This window comes from Mesorhizobium sp. WSM4844 (genome assembly GCF_055811775.1).
On record NZ_JBVVQB010000056.1, the window covers coordinates 22,878 to 41,233 of the forward strand.

Sequence of the window (18,356 nt, forward strand, 5' to 3'; positions counted from 1 at the left end):
TTGTCTAGGTCTCGGAGGGCAAAATCACAGAAGATCGATGAGGAACTGGATCAGCGGCGCGTCGGCCGGCGGCATCGGAAAATCGCGCATCTGGCGCGGCCTCACCCATTTCAGCACCTGCCCCTCCTTCGGCTGCGCAATGCCGCGGAAGCGACGGCAGACGAACAGCGGCATCAGCAGGTGAAAATCATCGTAGGAATGGCTGGCGAAGGTGAACGGCGCCAGGCAGGGAATATCGGTTTCGATGCCGATCTCCTCGTACAATTCGCGGATGAGGCATTCTTCCGGCGTCTCGCCGGGCTCGACCTTGCCGCCCGGAAACTCCCACAGGCCGGCCAGCTGCTTGCCTTCGGGGCGCTGCGCCAGAAGCACGCGGCCGTCGGTATCGACCAGCGCGCAGGCTGCGACCAGGAGCAGGCGCTTGCCGACAGGGTGCGGGCCGGTCATGCGCCGGGCGGCCGGCGATAATGGTAGCGATAGACTTCGTCGAACCCGAGCGAACGATAGAGCGCCAGCGCCGGCGCGTTGTCGGCCTCGACCTGCAGCCAGGCTTCCCGGGCGCCGCGCAGCCGTGCCCATTTCAGCGCCGACAGGATGAGGTGGCGGCCATGGCCCTGGTTGCGCACCGATCTGTCGGTGGCGATCTCGAACAGCCCGGCAAGATCGCCGTCATGGACGCAGATCAGCGTCGCCAGCGGTTCGGTGCCGTCTTCGAGCGCGAACAGCCCGGCTTCCGGCTGGATGGCGCCGATGATCTCCGACAGGCCCGGCCGCAGCGACACATCCGAGCCGCTTACCTTGAGCGCCGCGCCGATGAAGCGGCTGATGTCCTTCAGCGGGATCTGGTCCATGGCGGCATCGAGCTGGGCGTCCGCCAGCGGCAGCCGCATCACCAGCGATTCGTCGAATGTGCTCCAGCCCTCGCTGTCGAGATGTTTGGCAAGGATCGGCCCCGACAGCGGCGATATGCGGAAGGTCAGCGGCCGGCCATAGGCGTCGAAACGGCGGCTGGCGCGGCCGATGCGATCGGCAATGTGCTGGATGTCACCCGGATCGAGCGGGTTGACCGAATTCAGCCGCTTGGCCGGATGGCCCGCCGTCAGCCGCACCACCCAGGTGCCGTCATAATGCACGGCCGCCGCCGGCCAGGCGCGAAAGCCGGCCGCCTCGTAGCGGCGCACGATGGCAAGCACGCTTGCCGGATGTCTGGAAACCAATGCCATCAACTCCGATAATCGCCGTTGATGGCGACATACTCCTTGGTGAGGTCGCAAGTCCACACCGTCGCCTTGCCGCGGCCGATGCCGATATCGGCACGGATGCGGATCTCGTCGCGCTTCATGTAGGCCGACGTCGCCTCCTCGGAGTAGGCGGCGTCGCGCTCGCCCTGATGCGCCAGCCTGGTGTCGCCGAACCAGATCGACAGAAGGTCGCGGTCGGCCGGTTCGCCGGCCTTGCCGACGGCCATGACGACGCGGCCCCAATTGGCGTCTTCGCCGGCGACCGCCGTCTTGACCAGCGGCGAATTGGCGATCGACAGCGCGATGCGCTTGGCCGAGCGGGCCGATTTCGCGCCGGTCACGGTGACCTCGACCTGTTTTCGCGCGCCCTCGCCGTCGCGCACCACTTGCAGTGCCAGCGCTTTCAGCACCTTGCCGAGCGCGCGGCGGAAGGCGCCGAGGCGCGCATCGCCGGCATTCGTGATATCAGGCGCGCCGCGCCGGGCGGCCGTGCCGGTGGCGAACATCAGCAGCGTGTCGCTGGTCGAGGTGTCGCTGTCGACGGTGACCGCATTGAACGTCTTGGCGGTGCCGCGCGACAAAAGATCCTGCAGCACGGGGGCTGCGATCGGCGCGTCGGTAGCGATGAAGGAGAGCATCGTCGCCATGTCGGGCGCGATCATGCCGGCGCCCTTGGCAATGCCGTTGATGATGACGTCGGCGTCGCCGAGTTTTACCGTCGCGGTCGCCAGTTTCGGATAGGTGTCGGTGGTCATGATCGCCTTGGCGGCTTCGGTCCACAAGTCCGGCCTGCCGTCCTTGACCAGTCCGGCGAGCAAATGGCCGAACTTGCCGGCATCGAGCGGCTCGCCGATGACGCCGGTCGAGGCCAGAAACACCTCGTCCGGCGTGCAGCCCGCAGCCTTGGCCGCAGCCTCGCCGGTCGTTGCCGTGGAGGCTCGGCCCTTGCTGCCGGTGAAGGCATTGGCGTTGCCGGAATTGACGACCAGAACGCGCGCCTTGCCCTGCCCGAGATTCTGCCGGCAGAAATCGACCGGCGCCGACGGACATTTCGACTTGGTGAAAACGCCGGCGACCGTGGTGCCGGCATCGAAGACCATGGTCAGCAGGTCGGTGCGGTTCTTGTACTTTATCCCGGCCTCGGCTGTGGCGATGCGGACGCCCTCGATGTCAGGCATTTTGGGATATTTCTTCGGCGCGAGCGGCGAAATCGTGGCTGACATGAGGACCTCGGGCGGGAAAAACGCAAGGGGAACGCCGGTTTGCCCGATAGCGGGCGCCGGCGCAAGGGCGATTGATGTTGGGCACATGCCCTTTCTCATCGAAACGAAACGTTCAGTTGCGCGAAACGGACCGTTTCGTTTCGTCGCGAGAGCGTGTACGATCTGCCGACGAAAAAGCATCGAAGGAAAACAGGATGGGGCTGGATCGGGGGCGCAGGTCGATCGGCGCGCGGCGCAACCCCGACAGCGCCGACGCCATTCTCGACGCCGCCGAGGCAGTTCTGGTCGAGGCCGGTTATTCCGGCTTCTCGATCGAAGCGGTGGCGCGGCGGGCGCGTGCGGGAAAGCCGACAATCTATCGCTGGTGGCCGAGCAAGGCCGCCTTGCTGTTCGACGTCTATCAGCGGCTAAAGCGCGTCGATTATCCCGATACCGGCAACCTCGAGGACGATCTCGTCGGCTTCCTCAAAAGCCTGTTCTCGCACTGGCGCGAAACGTCGTCAGGCAGCATCTTCAGATCGCTGATCGCCGAGGCGCAGTCGGACGCGACCGTGGCCGCCGTGCTTGCCGAATACACCAAAGGACGCCATGCCCATTCCGGCCAGATGATCGAACGCGCCAAGGCAAGAGGCGAAGTCGCGGCCGACGTCGATTCCACGCTCGTCGCCGACCTGGTCGCCTCGTTTGCCTGGACGCATCTTTTGACCAATCGCCTCGACGAAGACGAAACGACGCTGCGCAAGGCGGTTGGCTATCTGTTGAAGGGCATAGCTTCACCGGCGAACGCGCCGCCCGCGATCCGGCAGCGTTCAAGGCGTCGACGCATCGTAGGATAGGGCGATCTCGGCGCCGCCCTTCTTCCTTCTCCCCTTGTGGGAGAAGGTGGATTGGCGCGCAGCGCCAAGACGGTTGAGGGGTGTTGGCCGGAGCGCTGTCGGTGTCAAGCTGGAACACCCCTCATCCGACCGAGCTTCGCTCGGCCACCTTTCTCCCACAAGGGGAGAAGGGAAGAACCGCCTGCCCTGCTTGCCCTCGCCTACTTGGTGTTTTCCAGCGCGTCGACCGTCTTCTTCAGCTTCTCGTCCGGGATCTCGACCTTGGCCTGGGAGCGCAGCGACTTGACCAGCGCGATGTATTTGTCGCGGATGACTGCCTGGCGGGCCTGATCCTTGACCTGGTCGAAGGCCGGCGGCTGCTTGGCGCGCTTGTCCTCGACCTGGATGACGTGCCAGCCGAACTGCGACTGCACCGGCTGCTCGGTGTACTTGCCGACCGCCAGCGCGAACACCGCCTTGTCGAATTCCGGCACCATCTGGCCGGGTCCGAACCAGCCGAGATCGCCGCCGCTGGTCTTGCCGCTCGGATCGCTGGTGTGCTCGTTGGCGAGTTTCTGGAAATCGGCGCCGCCATCGAGCTGCTTGATGATCGCATCGGCCTCGTCCTTCGTCTTCACGAGGATGTGACGGGCATGGACCTCGTTGGCCGGCGGCGTGTTGGCGATTTCCTGGTCGTAGCGGGCGCGAACCTCGGCATCGGTGATCTTGCCGACGACATCCTTCTCGACCATTTCGCCATGCAGGGCGCGCTGCTGCAGGAACGCCATGCGGCGCTGGAAGTCGGGATCCTTGTCGAGGCCGGTGGTGATCGCCTGGGCGGCCATGACCTTGATTTCGATCGCTGCCGAAAGGGCTGCGGCGCGGCGCTGTTCGGGCGGCATCTGCGCGAACTGCTGCGACAGCTCGCCTTCGGCAAGCGCAAGGTCGGCCTCGGTCAGCGACTGGCCGTTGATCGTGGCGACCACGGCGTTCGGATCGACCGGCGCGGCCGGCTGGGCGGGTGCGCCCGGTTGGGCGGGGGCTGGTTGGGCGGGCGCGGTGTCCTGCGCCATCGCTGGCGACAGCGACAGCGCCGTCAGCCCGAATGCCAGGCCAAGGCTGGCGAGCGACGCGCGGCGGAACAATAAGGACATACAATTAACTCCAATGGGGGATAGCTAGGGCGGGATGGCTTCCAGACCAGCCGGATTGTGGCGGAATTTGGCACGGTCGTCAGGGCCAGCGCGCCGTTGACATCGATTGAGCCCCCTCTTATCTGTCCAACGACTTTGCGTCCAGAACCGTTTTCCGGGCGCTTTTTGCGTTTGTCCGCGTTTCACGTGGATTTGATGGGGCCGGCCGGCACCCGTCGCAACGACTTGGAATGCTATCGAAAGGACCATTGAATGGTCAGTTTTGGCGGTCTCGCCCGTAAGGTTTTCGGCTCCTCCAACGATCGCCGGGTCAAGTCGACCCGACCGCGCGTCGAAGCGATCAACGCCATGGAAAACGAGATGCGGGCGCTCTCCGACGCCGAACTGACGGCCCGCACGGAAAAATTCCGCCAGGACGTCGCCAACGGCGCCAGTCTCGACGATCTCCTGGTGCCGGCCTTTGCCACCGTGCGCGAAGCGGCGCGCCGCGTGCTCGGCATGCGCCCGTTCGACGTGCAGCTGATCGGCGGCATGGTGCTGCATAATGGCGGCATCGCCGAGATGCGCACCGGCGAGGGCAAGACGCTGGTCGCCACGCTGCCCGTCTATCTCAACGCGCTCGCCGGCAAAGGCGTCCATGTCGTCACCGTCAACGACTATCTTGCCACACGCGACTCCGAATGGATGGGCCGCGTCTACAAATTCCTCGGCCTTACGGTCGGCGTCATCGTCCATGGCCTGTCCGACGAGGAACGCCACGCCGCCTATGCCGCCGACGTCACCTACGCCACCAACAACGAGCTCGGCTTCGACTATCTGCGCGACAACATGAAATACGAGCGCGCCCAGATGGTGCAGCGCGGCCATAGCTACGCGATAGTCGACGAGGTCGATTCCATTCTGGTCGACGAGGCGCGCACGCCGCTGATCATTTCCGGTCCGCTCGAGGACCGCTCGGAAATGTACAATACCATCGACGCCTTCATGCTGAAGCTCGAGCCGGCCGACTATGAGATCGACGAGAAGCAGAAGACCTCGATCTTCACCGAGGACGGCACCGAGAAGCTGGAAAACCTTTTGCGCGACGCCGGCCTGCTCAAGGGTGAGTCGCTCTACGACGTCGAGAACGTCGCCATCGTCCACCACGTCAACAATGCGCTCAAGGCGCACCAGCTGTTCCAGAAGGACAAGGACTACATCGTGCGCAACGGCGAGATCGTCATCATCGACGAATTCACCGGCCGCATGATGCCGGGCCGCCGCTATTCGGAAGGCCTGCACCAGGCGCTCGAGGCCAAGGAGCATGTGGCGATCCAGCCGGAGAACCAGACGCTCGCCTCCGTCACCTTCCAGAACTATTTCCGCCTCTACAAGAAGCTCGCCGGCATGACCGGCACGGCGCTGACCGAGGCAGAGGAATTCGCCAACATCTACAATCTCGACGTCACCGAGATCCCGACTAATCTGCCGGTCATCCGTATTGACGAGGACGACGAGGTCTACCGGACCGTCGAGGAGAAGTACAAGGCGATCGTCAGGGAGATCAAGGAAGCCCGCGAAAAAGGCCAGCCTACCTTGGTCGGCACCACCTCGATCGAGAAATCCGAGCTGCTGGCCGCACGCCTGCGCAAGGAAGGTTTTGCCGATTTCGAGGTGCTGAACGCCCGCCACCATGAGCGTGAGGCGGCGATCGTCGCCCAGGCGGGTAAACCCGGCGCCATTACCATTGCCACCAACATGGCCGGCCGCGGCACCGACATCCAGCTCGGCGGCAATGCCGACATGCGCATCGCCGAGGAGCTTGGCGACATGCCGGCCGGCCCCGAGCGCGACGCCAGGGAAAAGGCCATCCGCGACGACGTCGCCCGGCTGAAGGAGAAGGCGCTCGCCGCCGGCGGCCTCTACGTGCTCGCCACCGAACGCCATGAATCGCGCCGCATCGACAACCAGTTGCGCGGCCGCTCAGGCCGCCAGGGCGATCCCGGGCGCTCAAAATTCTTCCTGTCGCTGCAGGACGATCTGATGCGCATCTTCGGCTCCGAGCGCATGGACGGCATGCTGCAGAAGCTTGGCCTCAAGGAAGACGAGGCGATCATCCACCCCTGGATCAACAAGGCGCTGGAAAAGGCGCAGAAGAAGGTCGAGGCGCGCAACTTCGACATCCGCAAGAACCTGCTGAAATATGACGACGTCTCGAACGACCAGCGCAAGGTGGTGTTCGAGCAGCGCCTCGAGCTGATGGACGGTGAAGGCCTGTCCGAGACCATCGCCGAAATGCGCGAGGGCGTCATCGAGGAGGTCGTCGCCAAGGCCATTCCCGAAAACGCCTATGCCGAGCAGTGGAACGTCGCCGGGCTCAAGGCCGAGGTCGCCGAATTCCTCAATCTCGACCTGCCCATCGAGGATTGGGTCAAGGAAGAGGGCATTGCCGAGGACGACATCCGCGAGCGCATCAGCCAGGCCGCCGGGACCGCTGCCAAGGAGCGTGCAGAGCGCTTCGGCCCCGACGTGATGGCCTATGTCGAGCGCTCCGTGGTGCTGCAGACGCTCGACCATCTGTGGCGCGAGCACATCGTCAACCTCGACCACCTGCGCTCGGTCGTCGGCTTCCGCGGCTACGCCCAGCGCGATCCGCTGCAGGAATACAAGGGCGAGGCGTTCGAGCTGTTCCAGGCGATGCTGGGCAATCTGCGCCAGGCCGTCACCGCGCAATTGATGCGCGTCGAGCTGGTCCGCCAGGCCGCCGAAGCGCCGCCGCCCGAGGCGCCCGACATGTTCGGCAGTCATCTCGACGGCACCACCGGCGAGGACGATTTTGATGGCGGCGAGACCGGCCTTCTGGTTCGCCAGGAGACCCACGCCACCGTCGCCCCCGAAAACCGCGACCCGCAAAACCCCGCCACCTGGGGCAAGGTCGGCCGCAACGAGGCCTGCCCGTGCGGGTCAGGGAAAAAGTACAAGCATTGCCACGGGGCGTTCGCGTAAGCACCCACTTCCCTTCTCCCCATTCACGGGGGCGAGAAGTGGTCCGCGAAGCGGACGGAAAGCCAATTGCTTGGCTTTCCGAACGACGAACGCCCGTAGCGACAGCGAAGGGCCTGGGTGCCCGAAGGGCGGATGAGGGGCGACGCCAACGCCCACGATTAGCCAATCTCCCCACCCGTGGGGGGATGGTCGGCTGGCGAGAGGGGGGCGCTGTCCCGCCGACACCGGAAATGGGCCTGCCGCGAACGGTGAACATGGCACAAAGCCGGCGCCGCGCCTCATCCGCCTACCGGCACCTTCTCGCCGTGAACGGGGAGAAGGACGCACTCCCACCTCCCACCCAACCGTTTCTTAATGTGTTTTGACTACACCCAGACCCGAAAAGAAGCCGAAAACGGAGTGTGATCAGGGTGCGCTTTTCCGCGGCGACGACAGCCGGGCGGTTTCTGCCGCAGCGCCTTGCGCTGCGCGCAAAGCCGCTGCTTGGCCGCATCGATGCCGTGCTGTTCACCGCCGACGAGCGCGGCGAAGCCAGCCGCATGTCGCTGATCGCCTTTTCCATCCGCATCGTCAGCGCCGTCATCGCTTTTGTCAGCCAGGTGCTGATGGCGCGCTGGATGGGCTCGTTCGAGTATGGCATTTTTGTCCTTGTCTGGGTGACGATGGTCATCGTCGGCAACCTCGCCTGCCTCGGCTTCCACACCTCGGTCATCCGCTTCATTCCCGAATATCGCGAGCGCAACATGCTGGCCGAACTGCGCGGCATCGTGCTGACCAGCCGCCTGTTCGTGCTGGTCGCCTCGACGACGATCGCCGGGCTGGGCGCGCTCGGCGTCTGGCTGCTCTCGCCCTTTATCGAGAACTACTATGTCGTGCCGTTCATTCTCGGCCTCATCTGCATGCCGATGATCGCCATGTCCGATCTGCTGCAGGGGCTGGCGCGGGCCAACTCGTGGGCGCTGTTTGCGCTGGCGCCGACTTACCTGGTGCGGCCGGTGCTGATCCTGGCGCTGATGGCGCTGATGCTTCTGGTCGGCTTTGCGCCCGATGCCAGGACGGCGATTTTCGCCTCGATCGCCGCTGCCTATGCCACCACGCTCGGCCAACTCATCGGCATCACTGCGCGCATCGGCAAAAAAATCCCAGCCGGGCCGAGGAAGCTGCATTTCGCGCAATGGTTCCTCGTGTCGCTGCCGATCTTCCTGGTCGAAGGCTTCTTCTTCCTGCTCACCAATGCCGACGTGCTGATGGTCGGCGCCTATATGAATCCCAACGACGTCGCCGTCTATTTCGCCACGGTCAAGACGCTGGCGCTGGTGCATTTCGTCTATTTTGCGGTCAAGGCGGGCGTTGCCCAGCGCTACGCGCAATTCACCCATGGCGAGCCGGAAAAGCTCGCCGCCTTCGCCCGCGAAACCGTGTCGTGGACGTTCTGGCCATCGCTGTTGATGGCGCTGCTGGTGCTGGTGCTGGGCGAGCCGATGCTGAGCTTATTCGGGCCTGAATTCGTTGCCGGCTACCCGCTGTTGTTCCTGCTGGTCTTCGGCGTCGTCGCCCGCGCCGCCGTCGGCCCCTGCGAAAGCCTGCTCACCATGAGCGGCAACCAGAATATCTGCGCCGCCGTCTACGCCATGACGCTGGCCTTCAACATCGGCCTCAATCTGGTGCTGATCCCGCTTTTCGGCCTGTGGGGCGCGGCGATGGCCACAGCCTTCGCGATGATCTTCGAAGCCGGCGCGCTGTCCTTCACGGTCTGGCGCAGGCTCGGCATCGTCATGGTCATTTTCGTAGCCGCCAAAGGAGCCGCGTGATGGCTGCCATCCCGTTGCTCGAGGAAACCAGCGGCGGCCCGGCCGGCGCCCTGGTGTCGGGCCTCGCCGGGCTCGCCCGCGAAGCCGATCCCGCCCATATCGAATTGTTGGCCAACGGCCGGCCCCAGCGCAAACTGGCAATTTACGCCGCCTCCGCCGGCTTCGACCTGGTCGAGGAACTCGACTATCTCTGCGCCCGCACGATCGAGCCCAACGTGTTCTTCAACCCGCGCTTCCTGGCACCCGCCATGCCGCGACTGGAAGACCGCGAGGTGCGGCTGGCGGTCATCCGCGACGGCGACGAATACCGCAACCGGCTGCGCTTGCTGGTGCCGTTCTCGGTGGAGCGGCCGGCGACGCCGCTCGGCGTGCGGGTGATGCGCACATGGTCGAGCCCGTTCGGGCCGATCGGCACGCCGCTGGTCGACCGTGACGATCCCGTCGGCGTCATGGAGGATTTCTTCGCGATGCTGTCGCGGCCGCATCTCAAGCTGCCAAAAGTCTTCGTGCTGCCCGACATCCGGCTCGACGGCCCGGTGGCCAGCCTGCTGGCGACCGTCGCCGAGACGCGTGGCCTGACGCTGGTCACCACCGGCAAGGCCGAACGCCCGATGCTCGAAAGCGAGATCGACGGCGATGAGTATCTGAAGGCCTCGCTGCGCTCGCACCATTATCGCGAGTTCCGCCGCCTGAAGCGCCGCCTCGCCGACCTGGGCAGGCTGGAGCATCAGGTGGCGCGCGGACCGGAAAACATCCGCCACGCCATCGAGCGTTTTTTGACGATCGAGGCCGCCGGCTGGAAAGGCCGCGAGCGCACCGCCATGGCCATCGACCGCTACCGCGCCGCCTTTGCCCGCGAGGCCGTGCACCGGCTGGCCGAACGGGACCTGTGCCGCATCCATTCACTGACGCTCGATGACCGCACCATCGCTTGCCTGGTCGTCTTCGTCGAGGCCGGCGTCGCCTACACCTGGAAGACGGCCTATGACGAGACGCTCGCCGCCTATTCGCCGGGCACGCTGCTGATGATCGAGGTGACCAGGCAGCATCTCGACGATCCCAACATCATGATGACCGATTCCTGCGCCGTGCCCGACCATCCGGTGATGAGCCGGCTATGGACGGAGCGCCGGCCGATCGGCACGCTGGTCCTCGGCCTGACGCCGGACGCCGACCGCCTCGCCCGCCAGGCGGCGTCGCAAATCCACCTCTACCGCGAAACCCGCAACATGGCGCGCCTGCTGCGCAACCGGGTGAAGAGCTTGCTGGGACGACGGTAGGGCAAAGTGCGGCTCTTCTTTCTCCCCTTCTTGTGGGAGAAGGTGGCCTCGCGAAGCGAGGTCGGATGAGGGGGTGCTCCAGTGGCACCCAACAGCGCTCCGTCCAGTAACCGTCTTGGCGCTGCGCGCCAATCCATCGCCCGGGGCGAGTCACGGGCCTCGCCCGCCCTTCGGGCCCGACATGGGGAGAAGGCAGAGAGGGGCAGCGACGGCTGGTGGTCGCGGCGCATCATCCAGTACCATCGCCTGGTCTACCGCGCCACCGCGTCGCTTCGCTCCTTGCTCCGGCCCGGGAATGACGAAGGCGCAGGGGCTTACGCTAATCACCAGCGCTGGAAATTGGCAGCTGCAGGCCGGACGGCAGCGACCGTCCACAGTCCCTTTCAGACTCGGTCGAAGAACTGTGTCGAAGGCCTAGGTCATCAGGTTTAATTCTCCCAACCAGCGGAAAGGATTAGCATCGGCGATAATCTCGGCCGCGCAACCAGCATCATTGCCGCCTCAGTCCTGCACGGCCAGAACAAAAAAACTGGGAGGAATGCATGACGAAAACAACTTACTTCAGGCGACGCAGTATTCTCGCTTTGACTGGCCTCATCGGCGCCTGCCTGACTGCGGCCGCGGGTCAGGCCGCCGAGCCCGGCAAGGTCGAGATCGATGCCCTGAAACAATCGCTTTCGAAGTACGAAGACTACAAGGCCGCCATTCGCGACCTCTACCTGTCGACGGTCGGATGCGTTTATTACAGCGGCGAAAAAGTGGCTGGAGCTATGGATTACCCGAAGGGCGCGATGGGCATTCATTTCGTCAACGTCGCGAGCGTCAGCCCGACACCAGATCCGACGCGCCCCAATGTCCTTATCTATGAGCCGGTCGACGGCGGCTTGCGCCTGGTGGCCGTGGAATGGCTTGTTCCGCTGACGCCCGACACCAAGGAGCCGCCGAAACTGTTTGGACAGACGTTCCAGGGGCCGATGGAGGGGCATTATCCGCTTATTCCGGTGGAGTTCTACCATTACGATCTTCACGTCTGGCTGTTCAAAGACAACCCACTTGGAATGTTCAGCCCGACGAACCCCGACGTGAAATGCGACAATTACGCGTTTCCGATGCCGGAGCAGCCGACCAAGATGGTGCCGGGGCCGATGTAAGGGCGACCTGAGCTACGGAGTCCGATCTAATCAGGAAGGACCGGCCCGGGCCTTCAATTGGTGTTATCCCGGGTGCGCCTGGGATAACCTCCCACCGAGCTTTCAAGGTCTCTCGGGTGTCCGTTAGCGTGATGTACGCTGATCACGGTGTCCGTTAGTAGAAGTAAACCCCTAACGGACAGTTCCTAGTCCTTTCTCATCAGGCATTCTATAGGGTCGGCGATACCTGGGTTGTCGGTTATGATAACCCACTTGTCCGCAGCGGCGGGAGCGTCGGTGATCTGTGCCCATACGTCCCCAGGCGACGGAACGGAGGTGATGTCGGATCGGAGCAACCAACAGTCCACCGCCCCCGGATTGTCCGTGACTATGGCCCACACATCGGCTGCGGCGTTGGCATGGTCTGACAAATAGACCGCCGCGGATGCCGGGCCGCTAAGAGCCAAGAGCAAAATCATTCCCAGTATTCTCATTCCATCCCCTCCCCTGAAAGCCCGACCCTACGGGGGGTCCGCGCGATCAACAACCGTCGAGTTCGACCTCTCGGATTTTTCCGTCAGTTTGAAACAAGATACTACGGCTGGGAGTGAAAAGGGTGTGCGGAAGTAACCGGGACAGTTGCCCCCCCTAACAGCTCAGGTGCATTATGCTCGTTTGGGCGGAGTGATGGGCAGTGGCACGAAATAATCATCTCATAACGAGAGACATCCGAGTTGGAAAAAATGCAGCCGAAGAAGACGAGGACCTTCTGTATGAGTGTTTTGTAGGTAACACGGCTTTGACCGAGGCGCTCGACGTCACAAGGAATGCCTCGATACTATCGGGAAGAACTGGGTCCGGGAAAAGCGCCATTGTCCAGTATATAACACGAAGTAAGAATTCCGCCTTTATATCGCCAAGTGAGATGGCGATGACCCATATCGCGAATTCTGATGTACTAAGGTTTCTCCACGACATAGGGGCAGATTTAAACCTTTTCTTCCAGGCCGTATGGAAGCATGCGCTTTTGGTAGAATTCATTAGGTTGCGCTACAAAATCAAGGATGAGCAACAGTCTCGAAACTGGTTTTCGTTGATTATCGATCGCGTAAAAGGCGACAGGAGCAAGGGACGCGCAATAGAATACCTTCGCGAATATGCTGGAAGTCTTTGGATTGAGATGGACGAGAACGTTCGCCAATTCACCCAGACCTACGAGAAGCGATTTCTGGCAGAGTTGGGCATCGACATTTCGAAATTCGCAACAAAAGCAGGCTACGGCGCAAACTTAAGCCAACAGAATAAGAGCGAGTATATAGCACGGGTTAGAAAAATCATGAACTCCGAGCAGCTGCAAGACCTATCGAGGGTTATAGCGCTGCTTGCCGAACGGACCGATAATGACAATTACTACATACTGGTGGATCATCTGGATGAGCGGTGGATAGACGATAGCCTGAAATACCGGATGATTAACTCGCTTGTCGAGGCCCTTACCAAATTTAGGACGATACGAAACCTGAAGGTCATAGTGGCCCTTAGGTCGGATGTGATAGAAAGGTCGATCCAAGAAAACGCGGACAGCGGATTTCAAAGGGAGAAGTTCCGAGACTATGTGGTCGCCATAGAATGGGATGAAAAGAAGCTTAAGGAACTTATTGACAAGCGCATAGGTCTGACCTTCCGGCGGAAATATTCGCCGCAGCGACAGGTTCTTTTTGATGACATATTTTCGGATAAAATTCGTGGCCAGATACCATACGACTATATACTGGATCGAACACTCTTGCGGCCGAGAGACTTAATATCGTTTGTAAACGAATGTTTCAAAGTGGCGGAAAACAAAAGCAGCATCTCGCCAAGCGATGTCTACTCCGCTGAAATTAGCTACTCTCAATTCAGGTATGAAGCCTTGGTGGACGAATGGAGAGTTGCCTTTCCATCTTTGGCTGCGACGCTTGAGATACTTCGCGCCAAAGAGGTCTCGTTCAAACTATCGGGCCTAGACGACGCCGAAGTTGACCACATAGCACTGGAGGCGGTGGGACAGGGAAAGACGGCTACGGACCCCCTCACAAGATCGGCAGCGGGCCACTGTGATGCCTACACGGTGTTCAGCCGGAAGCAATTTGTGAGGACTGTTGCCGCGGTCTTGTACAGGGTCGGGGCCATAGGGCTAAAACTCTCTCCTGATGAGCCCGTGATGTATTCTCATCGCGGCCGCCCCATCATCGGTGTACAAGAGGTTGGCGAGGAGACCGGTGTTAGAGTTGTCAAGATGCTGCACTCCTTTTTCCGTATCAATGAAAAGCCTCGCGTGAAGTCGCGTGCGTAGCGCCCTATTGGCGGACCCTGATGGTTTGTTCTGCCAAGGCGCACTTGTGGCGTCCCAAAGCCAGCATGGGCCCCATCGACACCCTAAGTCGCGCCTCGTCGCTCCCATACGCTCCGCTTCAGTTCGGGTGGGAAATGGTGCCCCTAGCCGGGATCGAACCAGCACTCCTTGCGGAACTCGATTTTGAGTCGAGCGCGTCTACCAATTCCGCCATAGGGGCTCAGGCCGGGCGGCCTGGATGGGCGCGGACTATACGGTTGGGGGCCTGTTCGTCAACTGGCCAAATCGGGGTGGCCAATTCCGGGCATGTGGCTTTCGCTCGGCCGCGGCCTTTCGATTTCGTGAAGCTACGGCCATTGTGCGGCGCGAAAAATCTTTCTAGACAGGCAGCGCATTGAAGCGCGTCGCGTCTGGAGAGATTCATCTGGCGCGCTTTTGGTCTTGGTTTTTATGCATTGTTGTCCCAAAGGCGCTGCGCATTTTGGGCGACGTGCATCAGGAGTGCCGATGCTTCGCGGACTTTACGACTGGACCTTATCGCTGGCGGCGAAGAAATCCGCCGAATGGTGGCTGGCCTTCATCGCTTTCGTCGAAAGCTCGGTGTTTCTCGTGCCGGCCGACGTGCTCTATCTGCCTATGGCGCTGTCGCGGCCGGATCGCGCCTATCGCTACGCGCTGGTCGCCACGCTGGCCTCCGTTCTGGGTGGCATAGCCGGCTGGTACATCGGCCACTACGCCTATGACTCGGTGGCGCGGCCGATCCTTGAATTCTACGGCAAGTATGACGACTTCGAGACACTGCGCGTCTCGGCGGGCACCGGATTCATCGTCCTGATGCTGATCACCTCCGGCCTCGCCCATCTGCCGCCGATCAAGGTGGTGACGATCCTGTCCGGCGTCATCGGCACGCCTTTGCTGCTGTTCATCGTGCTGGCGATCGTAGCGCGCGGCGCCCGCTTCCTGTTCCTCGCCTGGCTGCTGCGCCGCTATGGCGAACCGATCCGCGAGTTCATCGAAAAACGCCTTGGCATGATCGCCGGCGCTGGCGCTGCTGCCCTGATTTCGCTCTATATCGTCGCCAAATACGCGTTTTAGAACATGATCCCGAACCGAAGGTCAGCGTAGCAAAAAGTGGGCGCCGGCTTTCGGAAAAGATCATGCTCAACAACAAGGCGAACGGCAGATCGATGACAGCGACCGTGAATGCCGACCCTGGACGCCAGCGCATGCGGACGGCGTTGTTCCTCGCCGCCGCCATGGCCGCCACCGTCGGCTCAGCGCTGGCCTTCCAGCATCTCGGCGGCTACATCCCCTGCAAGCTCTGCCTGGAGCAACGCACCCCCTATTACATCGGCGTGCCGCTGATGCTGCTGGCGGCGGCTGCGTCGACATTGCGCGCCCCCGCGTGGCTGACACGCGGCCTGCTGGCCGTCGGCGGCCTGCTGATGGTCTACGGCGTCTATCTCGGTGTCTATCACTCCGGTGTCGAATGGGCGTGGTGGCCGGGGCCGACCGACTGTGCAGCGGCTGCCGGTCCGGTCGATACCGGCGGCAAGGGCGTGCTCGATGCGCTCGACAGATTCGTCCCGCCCTCCTGCGACAAGGCGGCCGTGCGCATCCTTGGCCTGTCGCTGGCCGGCTGGAACGCCATCGCCAGTTTTGTCCTGGCCGTCATCGCCTTCCGCGGCGCCTTTGCCCGCGACTGAGCGCTTCACCCTTTTGGGCCGACGCGAGATCATTCAAGAATTCGGCAGGCTGAGTCGTATGAAGTGATTTTCGAGAACCGGAGCGGAGCGTACTAAAGTACGTGAGCACCGGAAGCGCAGAAAATCGCTTCAGACGGCCAGCCTCCCGAATTATCGAATGATCTCAAGGCTCCAGTTCGACATCCCAGTAGAGATAATCCATCCAGCTTTCATGCAGATGGTTCGGCGGGAACAAGCGGCCATTGTTGTGCAGGTCGTGCACCGTCGGCTGAAAAGGTTTCTGCAGCGGCCACATCTTGGCGTGCGCCGGCATCATGCCGCCCTTCCTCAGATTGCAGGGCGAGCAGGCGGCGACGACATTCTCCCACGTCGTTGCGCCGCCGCGATGGCGGGGAACGACATGGTCGAAGGTCAGATCCTCCGGCGTGCCGCAATACTGGCACTGGAAACGGTCGCGCAGGAAGACGTTGAAGCGGGTGAAGGCCGGATGCCGCGATGGCTTCACATAAGCTTTCAGGCTGACGACGCTCGGCAGCTTCATCGAGAAGGTCGGCGACGACACCGCGTGCTCGTATTCGGCGACGATGTTGACCCGCTCGAGGAACACCGCCTTGATGGCGTCCTGCCACGACCAGAGCGACAGGGGGTAATAGCTGAGCGGACGGTAATCCGCGTTCAGCACCAGTGCTGGAAGCCCATCCGGAGATACGGCAACCGTCACGTCATTGACCTCCTTGGTTCAGCGCATGACCCCGAAATCGGTTCGATTTTCGGAAGGGATCATGCGCAGCTTCAAAAAGTCCTACAGCGTCTTTGCGCATCCAACTGGATGCGCGGCGCTGTAGCCTGTCGGCGCGGATACTGTAAGCCCGACATGACAGGGATGTGAAGCGGCTTGTCGATCAATCGCAGCGCTAAAAATGCATGATTTTCATGCTTTTTTGCGGATTCAGCCAGGCGGCGCGGCGTCCCTGCCCCGGGTTTCACGATAATACGCCCAAAAAAGCCGTGATGCGACACCGCGCCACGGGCTCCATGATTCGGCGAGCTTGATCAGCGTTTTCTCGGGCGGACGCGGGTCGATGCCGAGCGCGTGGCCGACCGCGCTCTGCAGGGCAACGTCGCGTGCCGGGAAGACGTCGGGGTGGCCGGCGGCGAACAGAAGATAGACTTCCGCCGTCCACGGACCGATGCCTGACACCTTGGTCATCGCCGCGACCGCCTCCGCGGCGTCGAGCAAACAGAGATGATCGAGGTCGAGCCCATCGACCACCGCCTGGGCGACGGCGATCAGCCCGCGCTGTTTCGGCCGCGACAGTCCGGCTTCGCGAAAGATGGCTTCGTCAGCGGCAAGGATGGCTTGCGGCGTCAGCGGATCGACGAGTTTTGTCAGCCGCCCGAAGATCGCGTCGGCGCTGGCGCGGGATACCTGCTGCGAGACGATGATCGAGGCAAGGCTTCTGAACCCCGGCTCGGACAGCCGAAGCGGCACCTCGCCGGCCATGCCGCGCACCTTTTCCAGGCGCGGGTCGAGCAGGCAGAGCGCGTCGAGCCCTTGCGAGACGTCGTCGAGCGTGGCGATGCGTTGCATGTCTGCTTGTTCCCGGCGCAAAGTGGCAGATGTAATCAGGCGCAAAATAGCAACTGGCGAAAGCGCCGCACAACCCGATTGCCGCCGAACGATGACACTCCTGACATTCCGCTTCGCGCCGAGCCCGAATGGCGAACTGCATCTCGGCCATGCCTATTCGGCGCTGCTCAATCAAAAGTTGGCCAGCGCAACCGGCGGGCGGCTGTTGCTGCGCATCGAGGACATCGATATGACGCGCTGCACACCGGAATTCGAGGCCGGTATTTTTCGCGACCTGGAATGGCTCGGGCTTGGCTGGGAACAACCGGTGCGCCGTCAGTCCGAGCATTTTTCGGACTATCAGGCGGTGCTCGATCGGCTGATCAGCGAGGAACTCGTCTACCCGGCCTTCATGAGCCGTGGCGAAATCCGCGCCTTCATTGCCGACCGCGAAAGGCGCGGCCGCGACTGGCCGCGCGACCCGGACGGGGTGCCGCTCTATCCCGCCGTCGACAAGGCGCTGACCATGAACGAACGCCAGCAACGAATGGCTGAGAATGTGCCCTTCGCCTGGCGGCTCGACGTCGATGCTGCGGTGGCGCGCGTCGGCGCGGGTCTGTCATGGCTGGAATTTTCCGATGAAAGCCTTTCCGCGACACGCACGATAGAAGCCCGGCCGCAGGACTGGGGCGACGTGATCGTGGCGCGCCGTGAAATCCCGACAAGCTATCATCTCGCCGTTGTCGTCGACGACGCGCTGCAAGGCGTCAGCCATGTGGTGCGCGGCCAGGACCTCTATTCCGCCACCGGCGTGCAGCGCCTGCTCCAGGAACTCCTCGGCCTGCCGCAATCAGGCTACTTCCACCATCGTCTGGTCCTGGGCCCGGACGGACGAAAGCTGTCGAAGAGTTTTGCCGATACCGGCCTTGCCGCCTTGCGCGAGGCCGGCGCATCACCGGAAGACGTCCGGCGACTGGTTGGGATTTAGTCCCAGACGTTTTTGACAGGTCGAGCCGATCTGGCAGCGAACGGCTCAAAATAAAAGTGCTCTGTAGCGATCCTTCGCGCCCCCTCTGTCCTGCCGGACATCTCCCCCACAAGGGGGG

General features: G+C 62.5%; 15 protein-coding genes and 1 tRNA gene. 9 read left to right on the forward strand and 7 right to left on the reverse strand.

What is annotated here, in order from left to right:
- Positions 1-24: 24 nt before the first annotated feature.
- From AC0L2A_RS29555 to argJ, 3 genes are read right to left on the reverse strand one after another with little or no spacing between them, the layout of a single operon-like run.
- Positions 25-447, reverse strand: coding sequence for a (deoxy)nucleoside triphosphate pyrophosphohydrolase (locus AC0L2A_RS29555; RefSeq protein WP_023797288.1), 423 nt, complete (start codon positions 445-447; stop codon positions 25-27).
- The gene (locus AC0L2A_RS29560) at positions 444-1,223 is read right to left on the reverse strand and encodes a GNAT family N-acetyltransferase (RefSeq protein WP_208602559.1); all 780 of its coding nucleotides are present in this window, start codon (positions 1,221-1,223) and stop codon (positions 444-446) included. Before AC0L2A_RS29560 ends, AC0L2A_RS29555 begins: the two co-directional genes overlap by 4 nt.
- Complete coding sequence (gene argJ, locus AC0L2A_RS29565) at positions 1,223-2,464, reverse strand: bifunctional glutamate N-acetyltransferase/amino-acid acetyltransferase ArgJ (RefSeq protein WP_473611805.1); 1,242 nt, start codon at positions 2,462-2,464, stop codon at positions 1,223-1,225. The genes AC0L2A_RS29560 and argJ overlap by 1 nt, the downstream gene beginning before the upstream one ends.
- Positions 2,465-2,658: 194 nt before the next feature.
- On the opposite strand from argJ, the gene AC0L2A_RS29570 reads away from it, so the two are divergent.
- The gene (locus AC0L2A_RS29570) at positions 2,659-3,300 is read left to right on the forward strand and encodes a TetR/AcrR family transcriptional regulator (protein WP_473611806.1); all 642 of its coding nucleotides are present in this window, start codon (positions 2,659-2,661) and stop codon (positions 3,298-3,300) included.
- Between the two features lie 200 nt (positions 3,301-3,500).
- On the opposite strand, the gene AC0L2A_RS29575 is transcribed toward AC0L2A_RS29570, so the two are convergent.
- The gene (locus tag AC0L2A_RS29575) at positions 3,501-4,433 is read right to left on the reverse strand and encodes a peptidylprolyl isomerase (RefSeq protein ID WP_473611807.1); all 933 of its coding nucleotides are present in this window, start codon (positions 4,431-4,433) and stop codon (positions 3,501-3,503) included.
- A 252-nt stretch (positions 4,434-4,685) separates the two neighbouring features.
- Between AC0L2A_RS29575 and secA the strand changes: the two genes are divergently transcribed.
- The 5 genes from secA (at position 4,686) to AC0L2A_RS29600 (ending at position 13,974) form a co-directional block, all read left to right on the forward strand.
- A complete protein-coding gene (secA, locus tag AC0L2A_RS29580; protein WP_473611809.1) occupies positions 4,686-7,418 on the forward strand; it encodes a preprotein translocase subunit SecA in 2,733 nt (910 codons plus the stop codon).
- A 410-nt stretch (positions 7,419-7,828) separates the two neighbouring features.
- Positions 7,829-9,229, forward strand: coding sequence for a lipopolysaccharide biosynthesis protein (locus AC0L2A_RS29585; protein ID WP_473611818.1), 1,401 nt, complete (start codon positions 7,829-7,831; stop codon positions 9,227-9,229).
- Positions 9,229-10,509, forward strand: a complete 1,281-nt coding sequence (locus tag AC0L2A_RS29590) for a GNAT family N-acetyltransferase (protein ID WP_473611810.1) — start codon at positions 9,229-9,231, stop codon at positions 10,507-10,509. The genes AC0L2A_RS29585 and AC0L2A_RS29590 overlap by 1 nt, the downstream gene beginning before the upstream one ends.
- A 542-nt stretch (positions 10,510-11,051) precedes the next feature.
- The gene (locus AC0L2A_RS29595) at positions 11,052-11,660 is read left to right on the forward strand and encodes a hypothetical protein (protein WP_473611811.1); all 609 of its coding nucleotides are present in this window, start codon (positions 11,052-11,054) and stop codon (positions 11,658-11,660) included.
- A gap of 673 nt (positions 11,661-12,333) precedes the next feature.
- The gene (locus AC0L2A_RS29600; protein ID WP_473611813.1) at positions 12,334-13,974 is read left to right on the forward strand and encodes a P-loop ATPase, Sll1717 family; all 1,641 of its coding nucleotides are present in this window, start codon (positions 12,334-12,336) and stop codon (positions 13,972-13,974) included.
- A gap of 135 nt (positions 13,975-14,109) precedes the next feature.
- Here AC0L2A_RS29600 and AC0L2A_RS29605 read toward each other — a convergent pair.
- Positions 14,110-14,194: transfer RNA gene (locus AC0L2A_RS29605), tRNA-Leu, on the reverse strand.
- A 287-nt stretch (positions 14,195-14,481) separates the two neighbouring features.
- On the opposite strand from AC0L2A_RS29605, the gene AC0L2A_RS29610 reads away from it, so the two are divergent.
- Both AC0L2A_RS29610 and AC0L2A_RS29615 read left to right on the forward strand, forming a co-directional pair.
- Positions 14,482-15,069 (forward strand): YqaA family protein, encoded by a 588-nt coding sequence (locus AC0L2A_RS29610; protein WP_473611814.1) that lies wholly within the window; start codon positions 14,482-14,484, stop codon positions 15,067-15,069.
- 92 nt (positions 15,070-15,161) lie between these two features.
- Entirely contained in the window at positions 15,162-15,680 is a 519-nt protein-coding gene (locus AC0L2A_RS29615; protein WP_419697156.1) for a disulfide bond formation protein B, read from the forward strand.
- Between the two features lie 163 nt (positions 15,681-15,843).
- Here the strand turns inward: AC0L2A_RS29615 and AC0L2A_RS29620 are convergent, their stop codons facing one another.
- Positions 15,844-16,401: an HNH endonuclease gene (locus AC0L2A_RS29620; protein ID WP_023797250.1), complete on the reverse strand. Its 558-nt coding sequence runs from the start codon at positions 16,399-16,401 to the stop codon at positions 15,844-15,846.
- Positions 16,402-16,629: 228 nt separating this feature from the next.
- Positions 16,630-17,271: a DNA-3-methyladenine glycosylase family protein gene (locus tag AC0L2A_RS29625; RefSeq protein ID WP_473611815.1), complete on the reverse strand. Its 642-nt coding sequence runs from the start codon at positions 17,269-17,271 to the stop codon at positions 16,630-16,632.
- Between the two features lie 91 nt (positions 17,272-17,362).
- Between AC0L2A_RS29625 and gluQRS the strand changes: the two genes are divergently transcribed.
- Positions 17,363-18,238: a tRNA glutamyl-Q(34) synthetase GluQRS gene (gene gluQRS / locus AC0L2A_RS29630; protein WP_473611817.1), complete on the forward strand. Its 876-nt coding sequence runs from the start codon at positions 17,363-17,365 to the stop codon at positions 18,236-18,238.
- Positions 18,239-18,356 lie beyond the last annotated feature (118 nt).